Origin of the sequence: Polaribacter sp. L3A8 (assembly GCF_009796785.1) — a bacterium.
Lineage (GTDB): Bacteria > Bacteroidota > Bacteroidia > Flavobacteriales > Flavobacteriaceae > Polaribacter.
The window spans coordinates 551292-577512 of sequence record NZ_CP047026.1 but is presented as its reverse complement, the minus strand read 5'-3'; the positions used below and the strand labels follow the sequence as shown (position 1 = coordinate 577512).

Annotated in this window: 23 protein-coding genes and 1 riboswitch; of the genes, 1 reads left to right on the top strand and 22 read right to left on the bottom strand. The window is 31.9% G+C overall.

The features are described from left to right. Position 1 precedes the first annotated feature (1 nt). The 22 genes from cobN to GQR92_RS01975 form a co-directional block, all read right to left on the bottom strand. The gene (gene cobN, locus GQR92_RS02080) at positions 2 to 3748 is read right to left on the bottom strand and encodes a cobaltochelatase subunit CobN (RefSeq protein ID WP_158837568.1); all 3747 of its coding nucleotides are present in this window, start codon (positions 3746 to 3748) and stop codon (positions 2 to 4) included. Between the two features lie 104 nt (positions 3749 to 3852). Then, the gene (locus GQR92_RS02075; RefSeq protein ID WP_158837567.1) at positions 3853 to 4368 is read right to left on the bottom strand and encodes a DUF6933 domain-containing protein; all 516 of its coding nucleotides are present in this window, start codon (positions 4366 to 4368) and stop codon (positions 3853 to 3855) included. Positions 4369 to 4371: 3 nt separating this feature from the next. Then, complete coding sequence (gene cobW, locus GQR92_RS02070) at positions 4372 to 5445, bottom strand: cobalamin biosynthesis protein CobW (protein ID WP_158837566.1); 1074 nt, start codon at positions 5443 to 5445, stop codon at positions 4372 to 4374. Positions 5446 to 5750: 305 nt separating this feature from the next. Next, a complete protein-coding gene (locus GQR92_RS02065; RefSeq protein WP_158837565.1) occupies positions 5751 to 6335 on the bottom strand; it encodes a cob(I)yrinic acid a,c-diamide adenosyltransferase in 585 nt (194 codons plus the stop codon). Then, positions 6332 to 7648 carry a cobyrinate a,c-diamide synthase gene (locus GQR92_RS02060; RefSeq protein ID WP_158837564.1) on the bottom strand — a complete coding sequence of 439 codons (1317 nt, stop codon included), beginning with the start codon at positions 7646 to 7648 and terminating at the stop codon, positions 6332 to 6334. The genes GQR92_RS02065 and GQR92_RS02060 overlap by 4 nt, the downstream gene beginning before the upstream one ends. A 9-nt stretch (positions 7649 to 7657) precedes the next feature. Further along, positions 7658 to 9310: an AAA family ATPase gene (locus GQR92_RS02055; protein WP_158837563.1), complete on the bottom strand. Its 1653-nt coding sequence runs from the start codon at positions 9308 to 9310 to the stop codon at positions 7658 to 7660. After that, positions 9307 to 9993, bottom strand: coding sequence for a hypothetical protein (locus GQR92_RS02050; protein WP_233269956.1), 687 nt, complete (start codon positions 9991 to 9993; stop codon positions 9307 to 9309). The genes GQR92_RS02055 and GQR92_RS02050 overlap by 4 nt, the downstream gene beginning before the upstream one ends. Before the next feature lie 26 nt (positions 9994 to 10019). Continuing rightward, complete coding sequence (gene cbiD, locus GQR92_RS02045; protein ID WP_158837561.1) at positions 10020 to 11105, bottom strand: cobalt-precorrin-5B (C(1))-methyltransferase CbiD; 1086 nt, start codon at positions 11103 to 11105, stop codon at positions 10020 to 10022. Further along, positions 11096 to 11884: a precorrin-6A/cobalt-precorrin-6A reductase gene (locus GQR92_RS02040; protein ID WP_158837560.1), complete on the bottom strand. Its 789-nt coding sequence runs from the start codon at positions 11882 to 11884 to the stop codon at positions 11096 to 11098. Before GQR92_RS02040 ends, cbiD begins: the two co-directional genes overlap by 10 nt. A 25-nt stretch (positions 11885 to 11909) precedes the next feature. Next, complete coding sequence (gene cobM, locus GQR92_RS02035; RefSeq protein WP_158837559.1) at positions 11910 to 13751, bottom strand: precorrin-4 C(11)-methyltransferase; 1842 nt, start codon at positions 13749 to 13751, stop codon at positions 11910 to 11912. Beyond that, positions 13752 to 14951: a precorrin-6y C5,15-methyltransferase (decarboxylating) subunit CbiE gene (gene cbiE, locus GQR92_RS02030; RefSeq protein WP_158837558.1), complete on the bottom strand. Its 1200-nt coding sequence runs from the start codon at positions 14949 to 14951 to the stop codon at positions 13752 to 13754. It lies immediately after the preceding gene. Continuing rightward, a complete protein-coding gene (bluB, locus tag GQR92_RS02025) occupies positions 14952 to 15593 on the bottom strand; it encodes a 5,6-dimethylbenzimidazole synthase (RefSeq protein WP_158837557.1) in 642 nt (213 codons plus the stop codon). Between the two features lie 2 nt (positions 15594 to 15595). Further along, positions 15596 to 16972 carry a precorrin-3B C(17)-methyltransferase gene (gene cobJ, locus GQR92_RS02020; RefSeq protein WP_158837556.1) on the bottom strand — a complete coding sequence of 459 codons (1377 nt, stop codon included), beginning with the start codon at positions 16970 to 16972 and terminating at the stop codon, positions 15596 to 15598. Continuing rightward, complete coding sequence (cobI, locus tag GQR92_RS02015) at positions 16969 to 17679, bottom strand: precorrin-2 C(20)-methyltransferase (protein WP_158837555.1); 711 nt, start codon at positions 17677 to 17679, stop codon at positions 16969 to 16971. Before cobI ends, cobJ begins: the two co-directional genes overlap by 4 nt. Beyond that, on the bottom strand, positions 17676 to 18608 hold the full coding sequence (locus tag GQR92_RS02010) for a sirohydrochlorin chelatase (RefSeq protein ID WP_158837554.1): 933 nt from the start codon (positions 18606 to 18608) through the stop codon (positions 17676 to 17678). The genes cobI and GQR92_RS02010 overlap by 4 nt, the downstream gene beginning before the upstream one ends. A 4-nt stretch (positions 18609 to 18612) precedes the next feature. Further along, entirely contained in the window at positions 18613 to 20160 is a 1548-nt protein-coding gene (cobA, locus tag GQR92_RS02005) for a uroporphyrinogen-III C-methyltransferase (protein WP_158837553.1), read from the bottom strand. Further along, a complete protein-coding gene (locus tag GQR92_RS02000) occupies positions 20153 to 20962 on the bottom strand; it encodes a (2Fe-2S) ferredoxin domain-containing protein (protein ID WP_158837552.1) in 810 nt (269 codons plus the stop codon). The genes cobA and GQR92_RS02000 overlap by 8 nt, the downstream gene beginning before the upstream one ends. Before the next feature lie 3 nt (positions 20963 to 20965). After that, positions 20966 to 21370 carry a hypothetical protein gene (locus tag GQR92_RS01995; RefSeq protein WP_158837551.1) on the bottom strand — a complete coding sequence of 135 codons (405 nt, stop codon included), beginning with the start codon at positions 21368 to 21370 and terminating at the stop codon, positions 20966 to 20968. 90 nt (positions 21371 to 21460) lie between these two features. Continuing rightward, positions 21461 to 21668, bottom strand: a riboswitch (cobalamin riboswitch). 18 nt (positions 21669 to 21686) lie between these two features. Next, the gene (locus GQR92_RS01990; protein ID WP_158837550.1) at positions 21687 to 22214 is read right to left on the bottom strand and encodes an AAA family ATPase; all 528 of its coding nucleotides are present in this window, start codon (positions 22212 to 22214) and stop codon (positions 21687 to 21689) included. A gap of 1 nt (position 22215) precedes the next feature. Then, on the bottom strand, positions 22216 to 23148 hold the full coding sequence (gene cbiB / locus GQR92_RS01985; RefSeq protein WP_158837549.1) for an adenosylcobinamide-phosphate synthase CbiB: 933 nt from the start codon (positions 23146 to 23148) through the stop codon (positions 22216 to 22218). Further along, positions 23139 to 24146: a pyridoxal phosphate-dependent aminotransferase gene (locus GQR92_RS01980; RefSeq protein ID WP_158837548.1), complete on the bottom strand. Its 1008-nt coding sequence runs from the start codon at positions 24144 to 24146 to the stop codon at positions 23139 to 23141. Before GQR92_RS01980 ends, cbiB begins: the two co-directional genes overlap by 10 nt. Then, entirely contained in the window at positions 24146 to 25603 is a 1458-nt protein-coding gene (locus tag GQR92_RS01975) for a cobyric acid synthase (protein ID WP_158837547.1), read from the bottom strand. Before GQR92_RS01975 ends, GQR92_RS01980 begins: the two co-directional genes overlap by 1 nt. 397 nt (positions 25604 to 26000) lie before the next feature. Here GQR92_RS01975 and GQR92_RS17770 point away from each other — a divergent pair, with 397 nt between their 5' ends. After that, a complete protein-coding gene (locus GQR92_RS17770) occupies positions 26001 to 26138 on the top strand; it encodes a hypothetical protein (RefSeq protein ID WP_199269171.1) in 138 nt (45 codons plus the stop codon). Positions 26139 to 26221 lie beyond the last annotated feature (83 nt).

The window sequence follows — 26221 nt, the reverse complement described above, 5'->3', positions numbered from 1 at the left end:
TTTACTCCATAACAGCATCCGATTTTTTATAAATGGCCTTTAAATCTTCTATAGTTTCTTCAGATGGATTTTCCCACATACCTCTTTGAATAGCTTCTAACATACGTTCAGACATATCTTTCAATGCCCAAGGATTATGCTCCTCTATAAAAGCTTTATTTTCATCATCAAACAAATAAGTTTCGGTAATTTGTTCGTACATAAAATCTTCTATTAAATTGGTAGTAGCATCATACGCAAAAAGATAATCCATTGTAGCGGCCATTTCAAAAGCACCTTTATAACCGTGATCTCGCATCCCTTGCATCCATTTCGGATTTACAACTCTCGATCTAAATACTTTTAATAATTCCTCTTTTAAAGATTTAATTTTCGGATTATCGGGGCGAGAGTGATCTCCAAAATACGTTTCAGGTTGTGAACCTTTTATGGTATTCACAGCTGCTGTCATTCCTCCCTGAAATTGATAATAATCATCAGAATCTAAAATATCATGTTCTCTATTATCTTGGTTTTGCATTACGACTTCTATAGAAGACAATCGTTTTTTAAAGGTTTCGTGAGCAGATTTTCCGCTATTTTTTTTACCATAATAGGCATAACCACTCCAGTTAATGTATGCCTGAGCTAAATCATCAGAAGTAGTCCAGTTTTTACCATCAATTAATCCTTGTAATCCAGCTCCATAAGCACCAGGTTTCGAACCAAAAACTCTGTACAAAGCTCTTTCATTAGCTTGTTTGTCGTCCAAGCCTTCTTCTTGCCATTGCTTTTTTTCTTCATCTACACGTTTTTTTATAGGGTTCTGCTCATCTGTTTCATCCAATTCTGCTACTTTTTCAATAGCGGCATTAAACAGCGAAATTAAATCCGGAAAAGCATCTCTAAAAAATCCAGAAATACGCAACATTACATCTACACGAGGTCTTCTAAGTTCTAAGGTAGAGAGTACTTTAAAATCTTTAACTCTACGGTTACTTCCTTGCCAAACGGGTTTTACGCCAATTAAAGCCAAGGCTTGTGCAATATCGTCTCCACTAGTTCGCATGGTAGAGGTTCCCCATACAGATAAACCAATAGAAGTTGGGTATTCTCCGTTTTCTTGTAAATAACGATCAATAATATTTTGGGCACTTTTTTGACCTAATTGATAAGCCGTTTCAGACGGAACCGTGCGCACATCCACAGAATAAAAATTTCGTCCTGTAGGTAAAATATCTAAGCGACCTCTTGTTGGCGCACCAGAGCCACCAGCGGGAATATATTGTCCGTTTAAACCTTTAATTAAATTACCAATTTCGTTAGAAGTTTTTTGTAAAACAGGTACGGTGTGTTGTAGTATGTATTTTATAATTTGTGAGGTATCATCACCAATTTTATGAATAGGATTTCCATTTAACAATTGATGAACGATATTCTTAGCTTTGTTTTCGAGTAGTTCAACTGCTTGACCGAAGGTTCTGCAATGAATACCAAATATTTCTTTATCAAAAGAATCAGAATACACCACATTTATAGGATCGAAATCGAGTTGTAAATCATCCGCTAAACATTGGGTGATTCCTTTTAAGTTTCCTTGTGGTAAACGATGTAAGGCAACAATTAAGTCTACTAATTTTTCATCGGTTGGCAATCTTCCTAAAATATGTAAACCACCTCTAATTTGAGATTCTTTTAGCTCGCATAAATACCCATCAATCACTTCTAATAAAGCATCAATATCTTTTCCGTCTTCGTTTAAATCAGATTTAAGGTGACTTTCATTTACAAGGTTTTCAATTTTTATTTTAATTAATGAAGCTCTTTTTTTATCAACTAAAGCAGACTCGTAAAACTCATCAATTAATAATTCTAACTTTAAAAGATCCCCATAATTTTCTGCTCTTGTCATTGGCGGAATTAAATGGTCTAATATAATAGCTTGATTTCTTCTTTTAGCCTGTGTTCCTTCTCCAGGGTCATTAATAATAAAAGGATAAAAATGAGGAATGGCTCCTAATATTGCAGCAGGAAAACAAGTTTCTTTACTTAACGCAACACTTTTTCCTGGCAACCATTCTAAATTTCCATGTTTACCAATATGTACTAAAGCATCTGCTTTAAAATCGTGTTGTAACCAAATATAATACGCTAAATAGGCTGGAGTAGGAGGCAAGTCGGGTGAATGATAACTGGCTTGTAAATCTAAATTATACCCTCTACTTGGTTGAATACTTATCAATACATTATCAGAAACAAAACCAGGAATTAAAAAATGACCTTCTTTGTAATTAGGTGATTTTTCAGGATTTCCCCATTTTTTTTCTACTTTATCACGAAGTTCGTCAGATAATTGGTTATAATATTTATAAAATATACCAGCATCTAACTTAATGGTTTGCCTTTCATTTAAGGTATTTATCGTTTCTAAATCATTCGTAACAGCATTGGTTAATTTATTGATTAGTTCCTTAGTGGTTTTTGGATAATCAGTTGCTAAGCTATAATTCTCATCTGCCAATTGTGCTAGTATTTGCAAGGTGCTTTGCGGCGTATCTAAACCAACACCATTTGCTAACCGACTATTTTTATTAGGATAATTGGGTAAAACTAAGGCGATTTTCTTTGTTGAGTTAGTTTTCTGTTGTAAGTTTATCCAAGCTTTTGCCATTTGTGCCACAAACTCACAACCTTCGATGTTAGGTACATAAGAAACTACTTCAGAGTCTGTTAAAACATCTTTTTCTATAGATTCTTTAAAGGATATTACTTTTGCTATAATTTTACCATCAACTTCAGGCAAAGCAATATTCATGGCAATATCTGTAGGCGGTAATCCAAAAGTACCTTCTAGCCAACTTTCACGATTGCAACTTCCCATGATGGCTTGTATAACAGGCACATTAAATACTTCAAATAAACTTTGTGTTGTATCATGAAATCCTTGCACACTAAAACCAGTTGTATTTATAATTACTTGCGGTTTTTCTATGTGATGCGATTTTAATAAATCGAAAATTTGTTGTTGAATATCTTGTTCACGATATCCAGCAGCCATTAAGGCAATAGCAGAGATACCTTGTACTTCTAAGGCGTTAATAATACTATGTACTGGAGCTAAATTATTAGATAAATAATAACTTCTATAACCGAAAATAATAGCTTGTTTTTTTTCTTGTGGTAAGGTTGATGCATTGTAAATTCCTTCATCAGGGTGATACAAAAATAAATCGGGAATGGTTTTAATAGCATTCGGAGTTACCTTTATATCTGTAATTCTATTGCTAATTAATTGCAAAGCCGCTTGGCAATTTTCAATACCTCCAGACTGAATGTATTTCCAAATTAAATCTACCTCTTTTAACGGGATGTTAGAAGATTGCATCAACTCTAAATCGGGTTTATTATCACCTGGTAAAAACACTAACTGAATATCGTTTTCTTCACAACATTCAGTAAGCGCTTCACATAAGTAATTGTAATACCCTTTTCCTCCCAAAAGTTTTAGCACCACAATTTTAGCAGACGAAATCACTTCATCAACATAGGTATCTATAGTTAATTCTTGTTTAAAGTAACTAAGGTTAGCAAAACGAAAAGAAGGCGGGTTTTCTACAGAATTATAAATTAATTTGTAGGCATTATTCATCATAAATAAATCAGAATCTGCAGAAGATAAAAAAACAATATCTCCTGGAGATTGATCTATGTAAAAAACACCCTCATCATTTGGGTTCCAGCCGCCTGGTATGGTAGAAATTAAATGCACACTTTATAATTTTTAATTATTAGTTTTTAATGTTGAATTACTTTCTGAATTTTATTAAGTGCCTTAAAAAAAATAAACCTGTGTGGTCTCATGGCTTTGTATTCTTAAATTAAGCTTTGTTCTTTTAAAAGTGAAAGCATTTTTTCACCAGGGTTTTTCCAGTCTAATTGTTTAAATGGCGTGTTGTTTAGCTTTTCGGTCATTTCTCTAATTACAAGATTATTAAAAACAGGATATTCATATTTAAAATAATTCATCTTTTCGATATTATAAGTAAGAATACCAATGGTTTTTCTGTTGTTATTAGTAGGATTGAATTTTATTTCACCAATTTCTGAAAGCATAACCTTGTAATCAATTTCTATGTTTTCATATAATAATTGCTCATGTAAATTATCAATAAATAATTGGTCCAGATTATTAATATCTTTTACTGAAAATCGTGGAATTACAACCGAAAAAAAAGTTTTAGAGTTTACAAAAAGAATGCATTTCTTCTTAGCAATAAAAAAGACATTTGCATTCCAGTTTCCAAGCTTGTTTTCAACAAAGAAATCGTCTTTATTTATTTTCTTGTGGATTATTTTCTCCAGTTTTTTTGTTGTGAAAATGTGTGTCATCTGTTAATGAGAATGAGAATGAGAATGTCCATGATCGTGATGATGTACATGCGTCTTTATTTGGTTGTTTTCAGTCAATTTTATATTTTTACCAATAACCACAATACTTGTTTTACGAGTTTCAGTAGTGCCCCAAGCTCTTTCAAAATAATAATCGAAACGAGAACCTACTCCTTGTAAAACCATACGCATTGGCTTGTTAGAAATATTAACAAAACCTTTTATTCTGTATATTTCATGGTCTTCCACCAACTTTTTTAAATCTTTAACCAAAGCTTTAATATCAGCCGTTTCAGCATACTCTAGTAAAACCGTTTTAACATCATCATTATGGTGGTGATGGCTTCCTTGTTTATGGTGCTCTTCGTGAATTGAATGACGATTATCTACATCGTCTTCCGCAGAAGCTTCTATACCTAACAACAAAGCATTATCTAATTCACCATTTATAACAGGAATAATTTTAGTATTTGGTCTTGCTTTAGCAGTAATTATTTTAGTGATTTCATCATATTTCTCGTCATCAACTAAATCTCTTTTACTTACCAAAACTAAATCAGCGCAAACTAATTGGTCTAAAAAAAGTTCTTCAATCGGAGTTTCATGATCTAAAGAATCATCTGCTAATCGTTGTGCTTGCACACGCTCTCTATCGCAAATTTCTCCAGTAGCAATTCCTACAGCATCCACAACGGTAATCACAGAATCTATAGTAATATGAGGTTTTAAATCGGGCCAGTTTACCGCTTTCACTAAGGGTTTAGGCATCGATAAACCAGAAGTTTCTATAACAATATGGTCAATCTCTTCTTTACGCTCTAATAATTGCAACATAGACGGTAAAAACTCTTCTTGTACTGTACAGCAAATACAACCGTTTGGTAGTTGAATTAAGTTACAATCGTCGTCTCCACATTCAGATGAAGCTATTAATTGTCCGTCTACATCTACTTCTCCAAACTCATTTACCAACACAGCAATGCGCTTTCCATTGGCATTTTTTAACATATTATGTACTAAGGTAGTTTTTCCTACCCCTAAAAATCCGGTAACTATGGTAATTGGAATTTTATTCATTTCTTTTAATTTAAGTCGTTATTTTTTTTATAATAAAGCTACTTTATTGTTTTTGGGCGTTTCCCTTTGGGTCGGGCTATACGCTATATCTTTTTTGTCCTGACGGAACAAAAAAGGATGCCGCTGCTATCCCTAATGCAAAATGATATATCGTTAATAAATTATATTCTTACATATAAATAAGTTCAATTGTTCGTTCGAGCGCAGTCGAGAACTGTGCTTGTGTAAAATTAGGTTTCCACTGTGCTCAACTAGACATTCTATTATATCTTCATTTTGTTCTGAATAGTATTTATTTGTCCACTTTAACTTTTCTTTTTCTTTCTCTTGTATAAAAACAGATTCCATTTTTCTTCAGCAACACCGTGCTTGTCCATTTCTGCTCTTGCCATTGTAAAAAATAAATCAGACATTCTGTTTACATAACTCATAATATAATCATGTACACATTCTGGGTCTTCTTGCATTAAAGTAACCAATTGTCTTTCGCCTCTGCGCATTTGTGTTCTACAAACGTGGCAAAGTGCCGATATTTCATTTCCACCAGGTAACAAAAAATAATCAGAAGGAGAACTAATATTGTCTTCCATAGCATCCATCCAAATTTCACAGAATTCAGCACCATCTTTAGGTTCAGGATTTGGGTTTACTTTTTTAGAATCTGATGGACGTGCCAAATGCGACATCATATTCATCATATCTTTTTGAATACGGTGCAGGTTTGATTGCCATTCATGCTCATTTCCTAGTTTAGAACGCATCAATCCTATGGTAGAATTCACCTCATCTAAAGTACCAATACATTCAATTCTTGCAGAGTTTTTAAACTCTCTTTTTCCTCCAAAAACGCCGGTGGTACCTTTGTCTCCTTTTCTTGTGTAAATTTTCATGCTTTATTATTTATTTCGTTAATCAATTGTAAAAGTATTTCTGATGTACCCAAATAATGATGTACATAAGAAGCCATTACATTCTGTTTTTTATAAATTTTTGTTGTTGTATCGCCTGCTCTCGCATTTGTAATTGTTGCTTCGGTAACTGTTTCGTTATCCTCTATTAAACTCGAATAATGAAACTCGTGTCCTTTAAAAATATGCTCGTTAATAGTAGAAGTACGATATCCTAAATGCAGTTTTTTATCTGCAATTGTAGCTTCGAAATCGAAGAAATTTACCATTTCAAAAGATTCATTTTCTTCAGAAATTATAGATTTCCCTAAATACATCATACCACCACATTCGGCATATATTTGTCCGCCATTTGCAGCAAATTCTTTAATGCTATGTAACATGTTTTTATTAGCAGATAATTCTTTTAAATACACCTCAGGGTATCCACCAGGGAAATACATAAAATCACAAGTAGGAATTTCACTATCGTGAATAGGACTAAAAAATGTAACAGCACCTAATTGCTCCATGGCTGTTATATTTTGAGGATATATAAAGTTGAAAGCTTCATCTTTAGCGACTGCAAATTTTATTTTTTTAGTTGATTTTTTTTCTTCGGATGAAATAGGAGCAACGTGCACTTCTTTAGAAGCGTCTAATATTGCTTTCCAATCCATAGTAGTTTCTAAAGCATCTGCAATTTCATCAATCAGAATATCAAATTTTTCAATTTCCTTAATATTTAACCCAAGGTGTCTAGATGGAATTTCAATGTTTTTTAAGTTAGCTAAATATCCAAAACATGGCACTCCAATATCTTCACAAGCTTCTTGTAACATGGTATAATGTCTTTCAGAACCTACACGGTTAAAAACAACACCCATTACTTTTACATCAGCATCAAAATTGACAAAACCCTGAATAAGTGGAGCAACAGAATACGCAACCGCTTTTGCATCAATCACCAATAAAACGGGCGTTTCTAATTTCTTAGCCATTTCTGCCGTACTTCCTTTGTCTTTATTGGCACCATCAAATAACCCCATTACACCTTCGATGCAGTTTACTTGAGAATCTTTACCGTAAAAGTTTAGATTGTTATTAATATCTTCTTCAGACATCATAAACAAATCTAAATTGACACCTGTTTGTCCACAAGCTAGTTTATGAAACTTTGGGTCTATATAATCTGGTCCCACTTTAAAAGGTTGTACTGCTTTTGTTTTACGTTTCAATAAACGCAACAAACCTAAAGTAAGCGTTGTTTTACCTGCGTTGCTACTCGGAGCCGATATGATGAGTTGTTTTGCCAAGATTAAGATTTATATATTTTCTGTAATTAAAATTTCATAATTGGCACGAATACGATTGGCTAGTTCTTTTGCTTCTCCAATTTTTACCATCCCTTTTTCTGCATCAATAACCTGCGTTTTTTGTATTCCTTTGCAATAGGTTTGAAAAGCCAAAACCGTATCATCTAAATTGCTTTCTGCATTTAATTTTCCATCCGTAATTATATGTAGACTGTGATTAAAATCAACAGAACTACAAATACCTTTTACTTGTTTAAAACCAGCAGTTAAATTCGTTTTTCCACCAGTTTTAAGTTCTGTTAAAGCGATTTCAATATCTTTTAATATTCCTGTTTGATTTAAAATTAATTGTGCTTCTCCGTTAAATAAAGAAACTATAGAAAATTGTGTGTTTTGTTTTTTAGAGCTTTCTGCTATTTTGTTAACGGTACCTTTAGCATAGGCTATAATTTGGTCTTTTAACATAGAACCACTAGAGTCTATTAAAAAGATATGATGCTGTTTTAAAATATTCGATTTTCGTTTGGTTTTTAAATCAAACTTATCTGTTGCTAAATATTGACTTACAGTTTTTCTAGTATCAGTAACAGTAAGATTCCCTTCAGAACTATAAACTGAATTCGTTTCGTGTTGTAACGTATTTGTTGTTACCTCTTTTTGTTTCTGAAAGGTATTCTTCGGATTTAAAAAAGCAATATTTTCTTCTTTTGAAGAACTATTAGGTTCTGAAGAAGATTCTTGTTGTTGCTCGTTTTTGTTTTCGTTTTGAGATTGATTTTGCTGATTTGGGTCTTTATTTAAACTACGATGGTTTAAAACAAAATCGGCAATACTATCTACATCTTTTGTGGTAATTTCTGATGCATTATTATAAGCTGCAAAAGCTCTAGCAGTTTTTACTAATAAAATATCTGCACGCAAACCTTCTACCTGATGCTGAATGGCTAGTTCGCTACAATGTTCAATAATAGCATCATTAATAGGGATAAAGGATAGTCTTACTTTGGCATTTGTAATTTGCTTAGAAATAGCAAGGTCTTTATCTATATATTCAGTAGCAAACTGAGTGGGATTATCATCAAAAGATAAACGAGACTTTATGATTTGTTGTCGCACTTTAGCATCCGTAGGTGTTGTTATTTGCACACTTAACCCAAAACGATCTTTTAATTGTGGTCTTAAATTTCCTTCTTCAGGATTCATAGAACCGACTAAGCAAAAGCGACTTTTAAAATTACGAGATACGCCTTCTCTTTCTAAATAAAAAGTACCCGAAGCAGCGGCATCTAATAATATATCTGTAAGGTAATCTTGTAAAAGATTTACCTCATCAACATATAAAATACCTTGATGTGCTTGTGCCATTAACCCAAGGTTGATCACTTCTTTTTTATGGTTTATCAATTGTTCTAAATCAATACTACCAATAAGTCTGTCTTCAGAAACACCGATAGGAAGATTCACAAAAGGGTACTTTTGTTCTGTGTCCATTAAGTTGGTTAACGAACGTATTAATGTAGTTTTTCCTGTTCCTTTATCACCAATAGCTAACACGCCACCAATAAGCGGATCTACTAAATTTAGTATAAGCGCTAGCTTAAAATTATCTTGACCAACAATTGCCGAAAAAGGAAAATTTATTTGTTGTGTATTTTGTATCATAAATTTGATGTGCAATTATATAACCATACGATTCCGATAACTATAGAAGCTGCACCTGCAACTCCGTTCATCCATTTAAAAATGGATAGATTACGTTCTAAAAAACGACTCATTACATGAATTAAAACGTAACTATAAACACCCATGGCAACGATTATACCTATAGATTCTACTGCTAGAATAAGAATTGCTTCTCCCAAGGTTGTGCTACTTAAAACTAAAGCTGAGGTTAATGCGCCTCCTGTTCCTGCCAAACCATGTAGCATACCAACCCAAAAAGATTTATTCATTGGGTTTACAGCTATTTCTTCTCCTTTGGTACCGTGTAAATGTATTGGGTTAGAAAGTTCGTGTTCATGAGCCTCAATGATCTTGTGCTCATCAATCATTTCGTTGATTTTATGGTTTCTTTTGATGGCAACAATTCCTAACCAAATCATAATTGGTCCTACGCTTAATTCAGCATAAAAAGAAATTCCGTCTACCACTAAAGTAGCCATGCTTTTAAATATTAAAGCGGTTCCTCCAAATAGAAGTAGCGTTACAGAATGACCAAGCGCCCATTGTGATGCTTTAAAAACTGTTTTAAAACTTACTTTTTCTTTTCGGATAGCGTTTTCTGTAGCCAATACTGAAACGGCAGTAACATGATCGGGTTCAAAAGAATGTAATATCCCAGCCATAAGAGGCCTAATTAAAGATACTATTGTCATTTTTTAATATATTTTATAAGTGTTCCATTTTTATGAATAAGGTAAATATCAAGATTTACTTTATTCATTTTTGTATGCGTATGTTGGTAACAATGATCTAATAACAATTGGAAAAAAGGCGAATTCTGTTCAAAATCAAATAACTCAATCAATCGACCAGCCATATTTAATGCTCTTATTTTATCAGCTTCATAAAAGCCAACTTCTTTAGCAATTTGTACAACAAAATCTTTATTCCAACTAGAAACACAACTATGCGTATCTGTAACTCCACCAGCTAATTTTACAGCCTTTCCTAACATAATTCCTATACTGACTTTATCAATAGGAGAGGAGTTAATTTTTACAAGTGTTTCTCCAATCCAATTACCATAATGGATAAATGCGTATTCTGGTAAATGCGTAAATTTATTTGATAAGAATTTTTCACTTCTTGCTCCAGAATTGATAACTAACTCAGAGTTTTTATTTGCAACGGCAACATCAATACCTTGTTCTATGCTTGCGATATATGAAGATGAAGAATATGGTTTTACAATTCCTGAAGTTCCTAAAATGGAAATTCCGTTCATAATTCCAACGCGTTCATTAAGTGTCCGTTTTGCTAATTTTCTTCCATCAGTAACATAAATAGTTACAGATACACCACATTCTAAATCGTAATTGTGCAATAGTTTTTGAATAGCACTGCTAATCATTTTTCTAGGCACAGGATTAATTGCAGGTTCTCCAATTGCCAATTCTAAGCCTTTAAGAGTTACTGTACCAACGCCTTCTCCTGCTATAAATTGAATTCCTTTTTGTTGTGTTAATTCTAAAATACATCCTATTTCTGCTCCATTTGTTACATCAGGATCATCACCAGCATCTTTAATTACGGAACATTTTGCCGTGTTATCTGTAAACTCGCAATGATGTACAGGAATTTCCAATATTTTATCAATAGGCAAATGCACTTTTACAGCAGTTATTTCTTTCTGATGAATAATAGCCATCAACGCAGATTTTGCTGCTGCAGTTGCTGATGTTCCGGTTGTAAAGCCATCTCTTAAAGGGCCTTTTGGTACTTCTCTTAACCCCATAAACCTGAATTTTTAGTCAATAATTCCAAAGGTTGGATTTTGATTAACAAGTGATGTAATTCAGTTTCGTTAAATACTTGTTTAAAATAAGCAGGAGTTTTGGGTTGAGTAATAATGATTATTTTCGAATCGGTTTTTAAAGCAGCTTCAATTTTGGTATTTAAAAAACCACTATTTCCAGTTTCCTTAGTTAAAATTAGAGTTGTTTTTTTCTGTTGTATAATTTCAATTTCCTTTTCTAAATTAGACGATGGTAAACCTAAAATCAATTGTTCTTCAGGAAAATTACTTTCTCTTGCAATTGCTAATGATTCAGACCTGTCGAGTATTCTAAAATAGGAAAGATTGTTTTTCCACCAAGGTTTTAGTCTTTTTATGGATTGAACTCCTGTAAGTGCTAATAAAGTTGATTTTTCTTCAAATTGTTCTAAAGCATTCTCATAAGAATCGACATAAATTACTGATGGATGGATGGTTTTTGAAAGTAATTTTCGACCAAATCTTATTACTGGTATTTGTAATTCTTCTGCCACTTCTGCAATGGTATTATGTAATATTTCAGCAAAAGGGTGGGAAGCATTAATAATTGTGTGAATTTTATTTTTTAATAAATATTCTTCTAGCTCTTTTTCATCTAAAGCTCCGTTTCTATAACTAGCTATCTTATTTTCTTCAAAAGGGATATTGGTTTTTGTTGAATACACAAAAGGCATCTCTTTTCCTTGTAGTAAATTTGCTACTTTATTTCCTTCCGTTGTTCCTCCAAATACCAATATCATTTTTGTGCTTTTTTATAATGAATAATTACTCTGTTACTACAAATTTCTTATTCGTTCTAAAGATGTGTTTTACATCAGGACTGTATAATTGAGACCTGTTTTTACGAGCTCCAATTGCATGACCAACTATAATTAATACCGTTCTTGTTTTTTTACTGTCTTTTACAATTTTTGCTAGATTTTCTAATTTCCCTTGATAAATTTCTTCATCTTTCCAGCTAATTCTGTACATCACAGCTACAGGAGTATTTGCATCATAATGTTCTAATAATTGTGCTTGTACTTTTTTAGCGATTCCTACACTTAAAAAGATACACATGGTAGCATTAGTTGCTGCAAAAGCAGAAATACTTTCTTTTGATGGCATTGGTGTTTTTCCTTCTCCACGAGTTAATACAATAGATTGCACAATTTCAGGAATTGTAAATTCTGATTTTAATACCGCTGCTGCTGCACTAAAAGAAGAAATACCAGGAACAATAAAATAATCCATTTTTAACTCATCAAAAATGGTCATTTGTTCTTGAATTGCTCCATATAAAGAAGGGTCTCCACATTGTAAACGAACAATTGCGTTTCCTTTTTTGTAGTGTTCTTGCATTAAAGCAATTTGCTCTTCTAAAGTCATCATTGCAGAATTTCTTACAATTGCTCCAGGTTTACACCAATTGGTCATTTCTTCAGGAATTAAGCTTCCTGCATATAATACGCAGTCTGCTTTTTCCAAATATTTTTTACCTTTTATAGTGATTAACTCTTCATCACCAGGACCTGCACCAATAATGGCAACGGCAGTTTTACGTCTTACGTTTACATCTAAAGCAACAGAAAAAGTAAATTTTTCATTAGTTTCTAAATGTATTTTTTGTTTTTCAACAAGTAATTCATCATTATTAGAAAGGAGCATCGCACAAGATTCTGAAACACCGTCTACACCAATTTTAGATAACACCATTTCACTTGGATTAGGTATCGTAATTGTATTTATTTCATCTGAAGTAAATGTGCTGAATGGTATATTATTAGCTTTACTAAAATCTAAATAAGCTTGTTGCTCTCCTTTAATATCAATAGAACCAAAGTTTTTAATTGCAGAAAAACGCAATCCTTCAGCTGCTAATTTTGTTTTAAAAGTATCTTCAAAAAGTTTGAAGTCTAATTGTTTTGAACATCCAGAACCTACAGAAAGTACTTTAGGAACTAAAAATAAACTAGGTATTAAAGCTTCGTATACTTTGTAACTTACTGCAATAAATAATTCAAATTTTGTAAAATCAATTTCTGCTACATTATAAAAAACAGTCACAAAACTAGGAGCTGTTTCTTCTAAATGTTTAGTTCCTTTGTCTTTAATATCTAAAAGTAACGCCGTTGGTTTGTTATTTACAAACAACGCCATTGTTTTAGTCATAGAAATAGAACTTTCTGTTTGCCAATTAAATTGATTACCAAGGGTATCTAAAGCCCAAATATTTTGTACATCACTAGAAGTAGAAATTATTGCATTTCCTCCTAAAATAGTTGCTATTTTTGATGCAAAATCATTTGCTCCACCTTTATGTCCGCTTAATACAGATTGTACATTCAACCCTAAATCATCTACAGAAATAACTGCTGGGTCTGTTTTTTTATCTTGAATGTACGGAGCAATTAAACGCACGCAAATACCTAAGGCACTCACAAAACAAATACCGTCTAACTTTGCGAAATTGTCTTTTAAATAATCTGAAATAGAGGTAATGCTTGATACATTTCCGTTACTAGATTGCAAAGTTGTTATTACCAACGATTTTGGGAATTCTTGCTGAATAGTAAGTGCTTTATCTAACCCTTTTTCAGTAACTGCAATAATGGCTATTTTTTTCATTTATATTTTTTCTGCTGTGTGAATGCTAATCTTATTATGCTCATTTACTTGAATTGAGCTTGTATGAATTTTGTAATTTAATTTTGATAATTCTGTAACAAATACTACTGTGCTGCTTTCTTTGACTGCGTTGGTTACGATTCTTACTGATGGATTTAATGCATCAATAATCCTAATCAATTCTTTTAATCGTCCGCCATGACCGCCAATAAAAACAACATCAGGAATTGGAAATTCTTTTAAGTTGATATTGAAAAAATCATCAATAACAATATCAATCCCCGGAGTGGAGAATTTCTCTGTATTTTTTTGAATTATTGCTCCACATTCTTCTCGCTTTTCGAAGGCAACAATTTTTAAATGCGGATACTGTTTTTTTACTTCAATAGCCACCGAACCTGTACAAGAACCAATGTCCCAAAGCACTTTTTTATTTTGTAATTGTAAAGCATTAAGAGTGCTTAGACGTATCGGCATTTTGGTAATCATATTTGGCCTATTCGTTAAAGGAATAAATGCATCATCTGGAATACCAAATGGTTTGTCTTTATGTTTTGTTTGCTTTAGTAATACACAGTTGAGGTTATTATGTGTTTTATGAGAACAAGTAACTAAATCTAATTGTTCAATATGTTCTTCGTTTCCATCTAAAGCTTCTCCTATGGTTATTGAATAATTATCAAAACCGTATTGAAGCATTCGTTTGGCAATTTCGGCAGGTGTTTTTTTGTTATCGGTTAAGACACCTACTAATTCGTTACGTTGAATTAAAGCTTCATCTAAAGCCGACCAATCTCTACCGTGAATGGATACCGATTTTAAGGTATTATAGTTGGTTTGTGTTTTATGACATAGTAATTGAATACTACTGAAATAAGGATATGCTTTTAGTTTCGCATTTGGAATTAATCGTTGTAAAGTATTACCAAAACCATAGAAAAATGGGTCTCCAGAAGCAAAAACAACAATAGAAGCATCCATGTTTTTATATTGTTTGATAAGAGCATCCATTTTACCTGAAATTTCAATCCAAGTATGGTGTTTAGGTAAAAACGATTTTACTAATTGATAATGACGTTTTCCGCCAGAAAAAACTATTGAACCCTTCATTAATTCTAAAGCATCATTACTTAATAGGGGAATAGCATGGTTGCTAATTCCAATTAAATAAAAATCGATATGTGTATTTTTTTGCTCCATTTAAGAATACGATTCTTTAATTATCACATCGTTAATATTCTTTCGTTTTTCCCATTGTAAACGTTCTAATTCAGGGTTTTCATAAAACTCATCTACGTGTCCTAAACATAAATAGCCTATTAGTTGTCTGTCTTCAGGTGCATTTAGTATCGTTTTAATGGTATCAGGATTTAGAATACTTACCCAACCCAATCCAATATCCAATGCGCGTGCCATTAACCACATATTCTGAATAGCACAAACCACCGAATAAACTCCGGCTTCTTTCATTGCAGTTTGCCCTAAAACGGGATGTTGGCTTGGTTTATAAAAAACAGCTATATTTAAAGCAGATTCTACAATACCTTCTAGTTTTAATTGGGTATACGCATCTGTTTTCTTTCCTTCGAAAAGTGTTTTAGCCATTTCGTTTTCTTCAAAAAAACTGTCTTTAACTTTATTTCTAATTTCTAAATCTTTAATAATAACAAATTCCCAAGGTTGCGAAAACCCCACCGAAGGTGCATTTACTCCAGCAAACAATATCTTATCTAAATCTGCTTTAGCAATCGCTTTATCTATAAAACGATTTCCTCTAACATCTCTACGAGCGAGTATTATTTGCTCTAAGGTTTCAATATTTTCTGGAGTGAATTTGTTCATTTTTAAGATTTAAAATAAGTTAAAGCTTCAGGTAATGTAAAAGCAGCATTTACTATTGCTGCAGCAACATTACTACCACCTCTATTGCCTTCTATAATTACCCAGTTCGTGTTTTTAGCTTGCGATAATTGCTCTTTAGCTTCTAAAACATTTACAAAACCAACAGGAACACCCACAACTCCTGCAGGTTTAAAATTGTCATTATCTCTTATTTGGTCTACAATTTCGAATAAAGCAGTAGGAGCGTTTCCAACAACATATAAAGCATTCGGATGCTTTTCAATAGCTTTTCTAATTCCTGCTTGAGAACGTGTAATATTTTCTGATTTGGCTAACTCTTGTGCATCTTCATCATTTAATAAACAATGTACTTGATTACCATATTCTTTTATAAATGCTTTTGTAATTCCCGCTTGTACCATGGTAACATCGGTAACAATTTCTCCACCATTTTTAAGATGCGTATGCCATTTTTCAATGACTTGTGGTGAAGCTGAATAATGGTTGAAATCTTCTAAAATTCCTGTAGTATGAATAACTCTTGTTATTGCCCATTTATTAGCAATAGAAAAAGGCAATTCTTTAATATGTTCGGTAACAATTCTAAAACTTTCTTGCTGAATTTCTTTACCTGTATGTGGTTTTCTGTTAAGGTAACCTCTGGGTGTTACTAAATAATTTTTAAACTGATAGGTTTGTGAATTACCAATCATCACCAAACAAAACATATCTACATCTTCAGGATTAAATTCTCCTAAAGTGGTGATTTTAATTTCTTCTTCTGGACGCGTTACGTGTCTAACGATAGCGACTGGAGTAGAAGGGGCACGTTCTTCTAAAAATATTTTTTGAAGTTTCCCTAACTGCCAATGTCTTTTTTTACTTTTAGGATTGTATAAACTAGTAACAAAATCGCCCATGGCAGCGGCCTTAATTCTTTGTTCGATTTTGTTCCAAGGTGTCATTAAATCCGACAATGAAATACAACAAAAATCATGACCTAAAGGAGCTCCCAATTTACTTCCTGCAGCTAAAAAAGCAGAAACTCCAGGTAGCGTTTCTAATTCTATATCGTTTTGGTTTTCTTTGGATACTACTTCGTAAACGATGGCTGCCATCGCATAAATACTTGCATCACCAGAACCAATAACTACTACATATTTATCTTCTTGCGCCTTTTCTACAGCTTTATGTGCTCTTGCTTCTTCTTTACCTAAGGGCATAGAAATTAGCTCAGCATCTTCTTTAAAAAGCGTTTGTCCAAATTGAAAATAATAGTCGTACCCAATAACAACATCTGCTTTTTGTAAAGCATTTTTAACTACGGGTAACATATAATTGATATCTCCAGGACCTAAGCCTGCAACGGTTATTTTCATTTTTTTATTTTTTTAATAATCATAAGAGAAAAATAAGGGGTTTCTCTTTGGTTTGCGGTTTGCCAACTGTTTGTAATAAATTGTTGGTCTGTTCCTAAGCGTTCGGCATAGGTAATACTGTGTTTTTTTTGATCAATTACAGCACTAATAATATCGATAACGGATATGATTTTCATCAATACTACGGTATCAAAATTAGCAATAGCTTCTTGTAATTCTTCTTTAGTTTGTATGCGTGGAATAATGGTTACTTTTTCATTTTGTAAACACAAAGGTGTTTTACTTTCTGATGCTAAATGTAAGTAAGATGTTATACCAGGAATTAAGTCTATCGTTAATTCGTGTGTATTAATTTTTTCTAATAGATAAGAAAAAGAGCTAAACGTACTAAGGTCTCCTTCACTAACTATTACTACGGATAAACCTTTGTTATAATCCGCAAGTATTTGCTGAAAAGCAGTTTCGTAAGTCTCGTTCACATGGTTTCTTCCTAAATCCATCTTTAGATAAAAACCGACTAATTTTTCTGAATCTAACTTATAATGGTCTAAGATTGATAAAGAATAGCTAGCCTTTCTTCCGCCTTTAAACAAAGAGCCTGGATAGTATATTTTATCAGCTTGCTGTAATGCTTTTAAACCTTTTAGGGTAATCAAATCAGGATCACCAGGTCCTAAGGAAACGCCTTGTATTTTTCCTACCATCATATTCCTAAACCTTTTTTAATTTTAGTAAATAGACTGTTTTTTTGTCCCACTTTTTCATCTTCTTCAAACAGAACTCCTTTTACACCTAAATGATGTCCCATTTGTTCTTTTCCTATTTCAGATTCTAGGCCTACAATTTGTTTACGGTATTTACACATTTGGCAATTCATGTTTGCTGTTCCGTTAATAGCTTCTTCTAAACGCTCATCAAAGGCTTTTAAAATTAACTCGTCACTACCAAAAGCTTGTGTGTAAACGTGTTCTAAAGGAGAGGTTTCGCTAAAATCTCTTATTTGCTTATAAATACGTTCTAAAAGAATTCCTGTGAAAAAGAAAAAAGGAATGGCAATAGTACGTTTAAATTCCATTTTACTAGTGAGTTCTAAACTTTTGGTAACGCTTGGGTAAGCAGTACCACTGTAGGCAACGGTTGTAAACCCAAACCCCATTCCTTCACCCAGCATACAAGCTAGTTTGTGAACATCAGAATTGGCATCGGTATCGGTTGTGCCTCTACCAACTACCATTAAACAAACGTCTTTTCTGTCCATTACAGAATGTTTGCTTTCTTCTTCTAAAACTCTTTTTTGAGCTAATTCTAATAAAAATGAATTCACACCTAAATGTTTTCCCATTTTTATGGTTAAATCACTATAGTAGCTTTGAATGGTATTCATTTCATACGGAATATCATTCTTAGCATGTGAACCTGCAAAAAGGATAATTGGCAATGCATAAATTTCACGAATACCTTTTTGATACATGCGTTCAATAGAAGCTTCATAAACAGGATGGTTAAATTCTAAGAAGCCGTAATCTACTTCATAGTCTGTATAACGTGCTTGTAGCGCTGCAACCAATTCTTTAAAAGCGGTAGTTCCTGTTTTGGTTCTACTACCATGTCCGCAAAGTAAAATTCCTTTTTTCATTCTTTTAGTTGATCGGTGTTACACCTATTAAAAATACTACAGGCATCTGTAGCGTTTGTTTTTTTATATCTTCTTCTATTTTATCTAATGTAGAGGAAAGTAAAACTTCGTTTTCTCTAGAAACATTAGAGATTGCATTGATGGGGATTTTTGGGTTTTTACAAACTTCTATTAGTTTAGGAATTATTTTATCTAAACTTTTTAAGCCCATATAAAGTGCCAATGTATTACCGGCATTTAACATTTCTGCAATTCCTTTTAGTTGTGCAGTAGAATAATCTGCGGTATGGGCAGTACATATTAAAATAGCATTAGATTGTCTTCTCTCAGTAATAGGGATATTAGCAGAACTTGCAGCAGCTAAAGCGGCTGAAATTCCCGGAACAACAGTAAACGGAAGTTGATGTTGCTTTAAAAACCGAACTTCTTCTGCAGCTCTACCATAAATATATGGATCACCAGATTTTATGCGAACAACTTTATCTCCTTGTTTACAATGCATTTTCATCAATCTATTAATATTGTTCTGGCGTGTTTCTTGATCTTCTTTATCGCCAAATTTACGCCCCACATAAATCCGTTTGGCTTGTGTGTTGATATCTAATATTTCATCAGAAATTAAATTATCGTGTAAAATAATTTCAGCATTTTCAATAGCATTAAAAGCTTTTAATGTTAATAGATTTTTATTACCAGGACCAGCACCAACAATAGATATTTCTGGTAAATGTTCTTTTGTGTAAATCCATTCAGGATTTGAAAACTGATACTTAAAATTAAGTAATGATTTCGATTTAGAATTGTTAACTATTTTATAATAGGTTTCTTTTGATGAACCAAAAATAGGAGCAGGTAAGTTTAATTTAATAGCTGCGTTTTCATAAAAGTCTTTTCTTTTAGGATGTACATCTGCGCAACCATTTATAATTTCTCCAAAACAGTTTTGTTCTAAAATTGTTTCAATTAAACCGATAGCATCTTTTTGATGAATAAGATTAATAGGGATGTTTGGGTTTTTTAGTTCCCTCTTTTTCGCTAAAAATCTCCCAGGATGACGTTTAGGTCCAATTAATCCGGATAATCGTAAAATAGTTAAGTTGCTACCAAAATGTTCTTGTAATAACTCTTCTGCTTTCACTAATGCGTGTCCAGATGCTTTTTCTGGAAGACAAGTTACAGTTTCATCTATAAGCTCGTTGTTGTTTTGATATACCGATGTAGAGCTTACAAAAATAACCTTTGTAGTTTTAGGCGTGTGCGCTATAATCTGAGCTATTTGTGATGGATGTATCGTTTCTATATTATCAATTCGTTTTGGTGGAAAATTTATAATAAGTGTTGTTGTTTCTGCAATAAAAGATTCCCAATCTCCAATAATAGTATCAGATTCAACGTTTATTCTACAAGTATGAAAAGAATATTTAGCGAGAGATTTTAAAGGTGCTAATGTAGCCGTACTTCCATTAATTGAATAACCACTTTTTTGAAGCTTCAAAGCAAGTGGCAAACCCAACCAGCCTAATCCTAATATGGAAATATGTTGTTTATTCATAATTTTTTAAATCTAGATGTACGTTTTGTAATTGTATTTTAGTACAATATTCCCAAGCTTTATTATTTAGAGAATCGAATTCAATCTGACCTAAAATTTTTCCAAATTTATTTTTAAAACGAATACCTGTTTGTTGTGTTTCTTTATGAAAATAATATTCTGTACTAGAAATTTTAGCTTGTTGTAATTCTTTATTTTCTTTAGGAACAGCTGCAATAGTAAATGGTATCGCTGTTGTTTCTGTATGTAATTCTAATGTGTATGTTTTAGAATAGTCTAAAGAGATGATCTCTTGAAACGAAATTCTTTTTTCATCCGAAGAAATTAAAGAAACTCCTTTAGGATTCTCTAATAGATATAAAAACAATGGGTATAAATATTGGTCAGAACTAAAACCTTTGGTTATAAAACATTCACCTAATTCGGTATCATTTTTTAATTCGAACGGTTTTGGTTTTATAGGAGCAATTTCATTATTAGAAACTTGTTGTTGCCAACCTTTTTTGTATAACAATTCAGAATTAACAAGTGGCGCATTATCAAGATGCCTTTTTACAATAGGCGTAATTTTTTCTGGTGTAAGTTCTTTATACCAATTTTGCCCAGGGTACACAATGCAAGTAGGAGCGTCTTCACATCTACCATTACATCTTGTTTTAATAGTGTGTGTATCATTCCAATGCCCATTGTTACGTAAATAAGCTCTTGCTGTTCTTATAACTTTTTCACTTCCTGCTTTTTGACAAGAACCTCCGTCACAGAAGAAAAAAGTATGTGTAGTGTTGGCGACGTTTTTACCCATAATTTATAAGAAATATGTAAGACTTAGTTTTGTTAAAAATGGAGTTCCAGGTGTAAAATGAATATCGTCTACAGGTTCAGGTTCTCCTTTTAATTGTGAAGAGTCATAAAATACGGCTTCTGTCCATTTATTGTTAAAAATGTTTTCTACGGATACATCTATTTGATATTTAGGAGTTGCGTATTTTACAGCAAAATCGGTTGCATAATCATTATAAAAATTTTCTGGTGTTATAGAAAATTCAACAATTTCATTTGTGGTTGTTAAAAGTGTTTTGTTTGTAGTTTGTACACGTACTTGTAAAATTGTTAACTGTGTTTCAACATCAGTTACCTTACCTTTAAGGGTTTTGTTTTGCGTGAATATGGATTGTGAAAAACACGTTATCCATAAACTGCATAAAATCAATTTTTGCATTTAAAAACGAAATTAAGCAGGTAGGGAAAGAAAATATGAAAAAACATAATTCTCTAACTCTTTACCCGAGAGTTACTATTATAAATCATTGTAATATTGGCAGGTCTCCTGACTTAGCTTAACTTTCATTTACCTTCCCATAGTTTTAATTACTACAGTGGTTTTTATTAATGAAGCCTTTAATAAGCTTTACAGTTGCGGGAACAGTTTTGGATTTACACCAAATTCCCTTTTAATTCTATATTCTAAAAATTACTAAAGAATAAGAAACCATATAACGAGACAAATGTATAGATAATTTTTTGAATTATAAGATTGAATCTAGAATGAGTTGCTTTCTTTTAATAGGAGAAGATTTTGGAAGCATTATAATTTTGAACCCCTTTTTTTTATATTGTTCTAACAGCGCTTTTTCTAACTTTAAACAATAATCAAATTCTTGTAATCTCTGTGCATCTTGACAGTAAATATTAAACCAAGTTGGAGCAAAAAAAACCGTTTTATGGTATGTTTTTAAATAAGGAAAGTTATGTAAATATTTAGGCACTATTTTGTTTTCTACAGTTAAATAAGCTTCTAAATCGAGTAATGATCTATCACAAATTCTTGTATCGGTATTTAATAATTCTTGTTTTGTTTTTTTAAAGACAAGGTTGGTAAAACGTTTTATGTTAGACCAAGGCATTCCATCTCTGTTGTTTTTTTGTTCATCAATAATTACCTTTCTAGAAACTTCATCCATACAAGGAACTGTGTCTTTTAAAAGATTTATTAAGGTTGTTTTACCTGTTCCTGGTGCGCCTGTAATAATATATTTTTTTCGAAAATTAACCATATTAGAATAGTAGTAACAATCCAATCATCAAAAGAAAAAAGAGTATGCTTGTTGTGTAATTTATGTTACTTACTGTTTTAATTTCTTCATGTTCAATTGTTCGATTGTTGCTTCCTATAAAAGGTTTGTCAACCAATTTACCATGATAATAATTAGGTCCACCAAATTGACAGTCTAAAATATATGCTAAAGCAGCTTCAGGATACCCTGCATTCGGACTGCTATGTTTCTTTCCTTCTTTAAAAATAAATGAGAATCCTTTTAATTTAAAGGTAACAACTAACATTAATACTCCCGTAATTCTTGCAGGAATATAATTAGCAACATCATCTAATATTGCTGCAAATTTTCCGAAGAAAAAATAACGGTCACTTTTGTAACCTATCATAGAATCTAGTGTGTTAATCATTTTATAAGCCATTGCACCAGGCACTCCTAAAATTAGAAAATAAAATAATGGAGCAATTACACCATCACTTAAATTTTCTGCCATCGTTTCAAAAGTAGCTACTCTAATTTGTTGTTCGCTTAACTTGCTAGTTTCTCTCCCTACAATCCATGATAAACGTTTACTCCCGGCTTCTAAACCTTCCTTTTTTAAAACATTAAAAACAGCATTTCCTTCTTTTACTAGTGTTTTATTGGCTAAACAATAAAATAGCATAAGTACAGAAAAAGCAATTGCTATAAATTGAAAATCATAAGCGTTTAGATATTTTATGATGAAATACGGCGTAATAAAAGAAGTACTAACTAATAAAATGGTTAATAAAGCACCTTTTAAAAACTTAGACTTGTTTTTATTGAGTAATTTTTCTCCTAAAGAAATACTATTTCCAAAAGCGATAATTAAATGTGGTAGTTTTTTGGGATCTCCAATAATTAAATCTAAAAGAAAAGCAATAATTAATATGTAAATAGTACTTAAATCCATTCTTTTAAGGCTTTGATTAGAATGCTATTGGCTTCTTTACTTTGTGTAGCTACACGAATATATTCTCCTTCTAGTTTATTAAAATTAGTTGCATCTCTAACTAAAATTTGATGGTTGACAATTAAGTGTTCCTTTAATTCTTTTGCAGAATGATGTAATAATTCGACTAAAAAATAAGAAGTATTACTATCACAAACTCTTATATCTTTTAATGTAGCTAACTGCTCTTTAAAAATAGTAGTTTCTGTTATTAATTCTGAAGCGTTAAACTGGATTTTTTTGTAGTTATTGAAAATATATTCACCTGCCTTAATAGCAAGCGTGTTTACGCTCCAAGGCATTTTTAATTCCAATAGTTTTTCTATGTTTGATGAATCAGAAATAACATACCCTAAACGTAAACCAGGAATCGTAAATGTTTTGGTTAACGAACGGACAATAATTAAATTCGAGTATGTTTTAGTTAACGATACGATTGATATTAATTTATTCGTAAATTCGATATAAGCTTCGTCAATAATAAAGGTAGTCTCAGGTTTTTGTTGAAATAAAAGTTCTAATTCATCATTAGAAAATATGTCACCAGTAGGATTATTTGGGTTACATATATATATTAGGTCTGCTTTGGTTTCTTTTATTTCTGATCTAGAGATTAATTTATAATTCAAATTGAAGATTTTACAAGAATCTTCATATTCTGCAAAAGTAGGAGCTACGATAGCTGCTTTTTTATCAGAAAATAATTGAGCGATAAGATAAAATGCTTCTGTTGCACCGTTGGTGAATAAAAATTGATTGCTATTAAGTCGGAATTTCTTAGCCGCCAAAATATTTAATTCATTGGCAATAGGCGAGGGGTAACTTTCAATTTGATGAATGTTTTTTGATACCTCGTTGAGTAATGCTTTTGGACAACCTTTATAATACACGTTAGAGCTAAAGTTGTGTTTAATTTCTCCTTTAATTAAATGAAGGTCATCACCATGTCCGTTTAACATTATTGTGCGCTATTTTTTAAGATGGTTGCCATATCTAAGTTATTATCTATCCAATCTGCTAACTTATCAAATTGTGCTGCTTTAAAAGCTTTGTAATTTATGGCCTTAGCGTTAGGGTATTTTAATTGTAGTAATTCGGTAACTATTTCTTGATTATCAAAAATGCCGTGTAAATAGGTTCCCCAACTTTTATTTCCATCAAAATAACCTTCTTCTTTTCCGTTGATAAGATTCAGGTGTTTGTTTATTGGAACTGATGTTTCTCCCATGTGAATTTCGTAACCTTCAAAAATTTCTTTTAAATCTTTAAAAAGAAAATTACGTTGAACAGTTTGTTTGGTTTTAGAAAGTGTTGTTTCTATATCGAATAAATCCAATCCGTCTACAGATTTAATAGTACTTTCTACAGAAAAAGGATCTTTAATATTTTTTCCTAACATTTGATAACCACCACAAATTCCGATTATAGGTGTTTGGTTGTATTTATTTTTAATAATTGTATCAAGACCATCTTCTTTTAAACTAATTAAATCTTCGATGGTATTTTTTGTTCCAGGAATTATGATAACATCAGCTTTATTTATTTCCTCAGAATCTCTTGTAAAATATAGGTTGATTAAAGGTTCTTGTTCTAAAGACTGAAAATCAGTATAATTAGACATATAATGCAATCTTATAATTGCAATGTTTAATTTATTTTCTACAGCTGTTGTGTTTCTATTATTTAAAGCTACGGAATCTTCTTCTTCAATTATAATGCTTTTATCATAAGGTAAAACGCCTAAAATTGGCACACCTGTTAATTCTTCTAGTTTTTTTCTACCATCAACAAACAAAGCAGGGTCTCCTCTAAACTTATTAATAATAACACCTTTTATAAGTTTACGTTCCCAAGGTTCTAGTAATTCAATAGTACCGTAAACACTACCAAATACGCCACCTTTGTCGATGTCTGCAATTAAATAAACACAAGCATTGGCTGCTTCGGCCATTCTCATGTTTACAATATCTCTATGTTTTAAGTTTAGTTCACTAATACTACCAGCACCTTCCATTACAATAGGATTGTGTTTTGAAGCTAATTGTTTAAATGAATTTTTAGCTTCTTCGAAAAGGTGTTTTTTATTATCACCTAAAAAATATTCTTTAGCAGTTTGATCGCCAATAGGCTTTCCGTGTAAAATAATTTGCGATTTATTTACCGAAGACGGTTTTAATAAAATAGGGTTCATTTCTACCGTTGGCGGAATGCCACAAGCTTCTGCTTGTACTGCTTGAGCTCTGCCAATCTCAAGATTATCTGGTGTAGAAAAACTATTTAAAGACATATTTTGAGCTTTAAACGGAGCAGGCTGATACCCTTTTTGTTTAAGCCATCTACAAATTCCAGTTGTTATCCAGCTTTTACCAACATCAGAGCCAGTACCAACTAACATTATAGGTTGTAGGTTTTGCATTTTAAATTTGTTTTTTTTGAAAAACAAAAATATTGAATAATATATAGTTTTTATGGGCTTTACTGTGAAATTTAAATAAAAGAATAATTAAGTAGTTGGAAAATTGTGTTTAAAAAAATTACTGCGTAGCATAATTATTTTTAATAAAACAATCGAGCGATTTTGGCAAGAGGCAATTTAATACTTCAACAAGTTCTGTACAAGCGCCATGTCTAATTATGGCTACAAATTATTATAGTTCGAATGTTTATTAGAATAACGTATTTAAAAAATATTATTGAATAATACCAAATACGAGATTGGATTATTATATATTTTTTTATTAGTTATGGATTTCCGTAAAGATTTATCATATCAACTGTTTACTTTTAATTTCTAATAGTTAAATAAAAATAGTATGAAAATAATTGAAGCTATTAAACCAGGACCAAAACCTAAGAAACAAGACGGTACGCTTGATAAAAGAAGAAGAGACAATAAAAGTACACCAGGTAACAAACCCTCGTTAAAACCGAGTAAATCAACTAAGAATTGATAATCTATTTAAAGTATTCTTAAAGCCTTTAATTTCATATTTTGTAATGTTTACCTAGAAATTTCAAATATGTTCCTTTACTA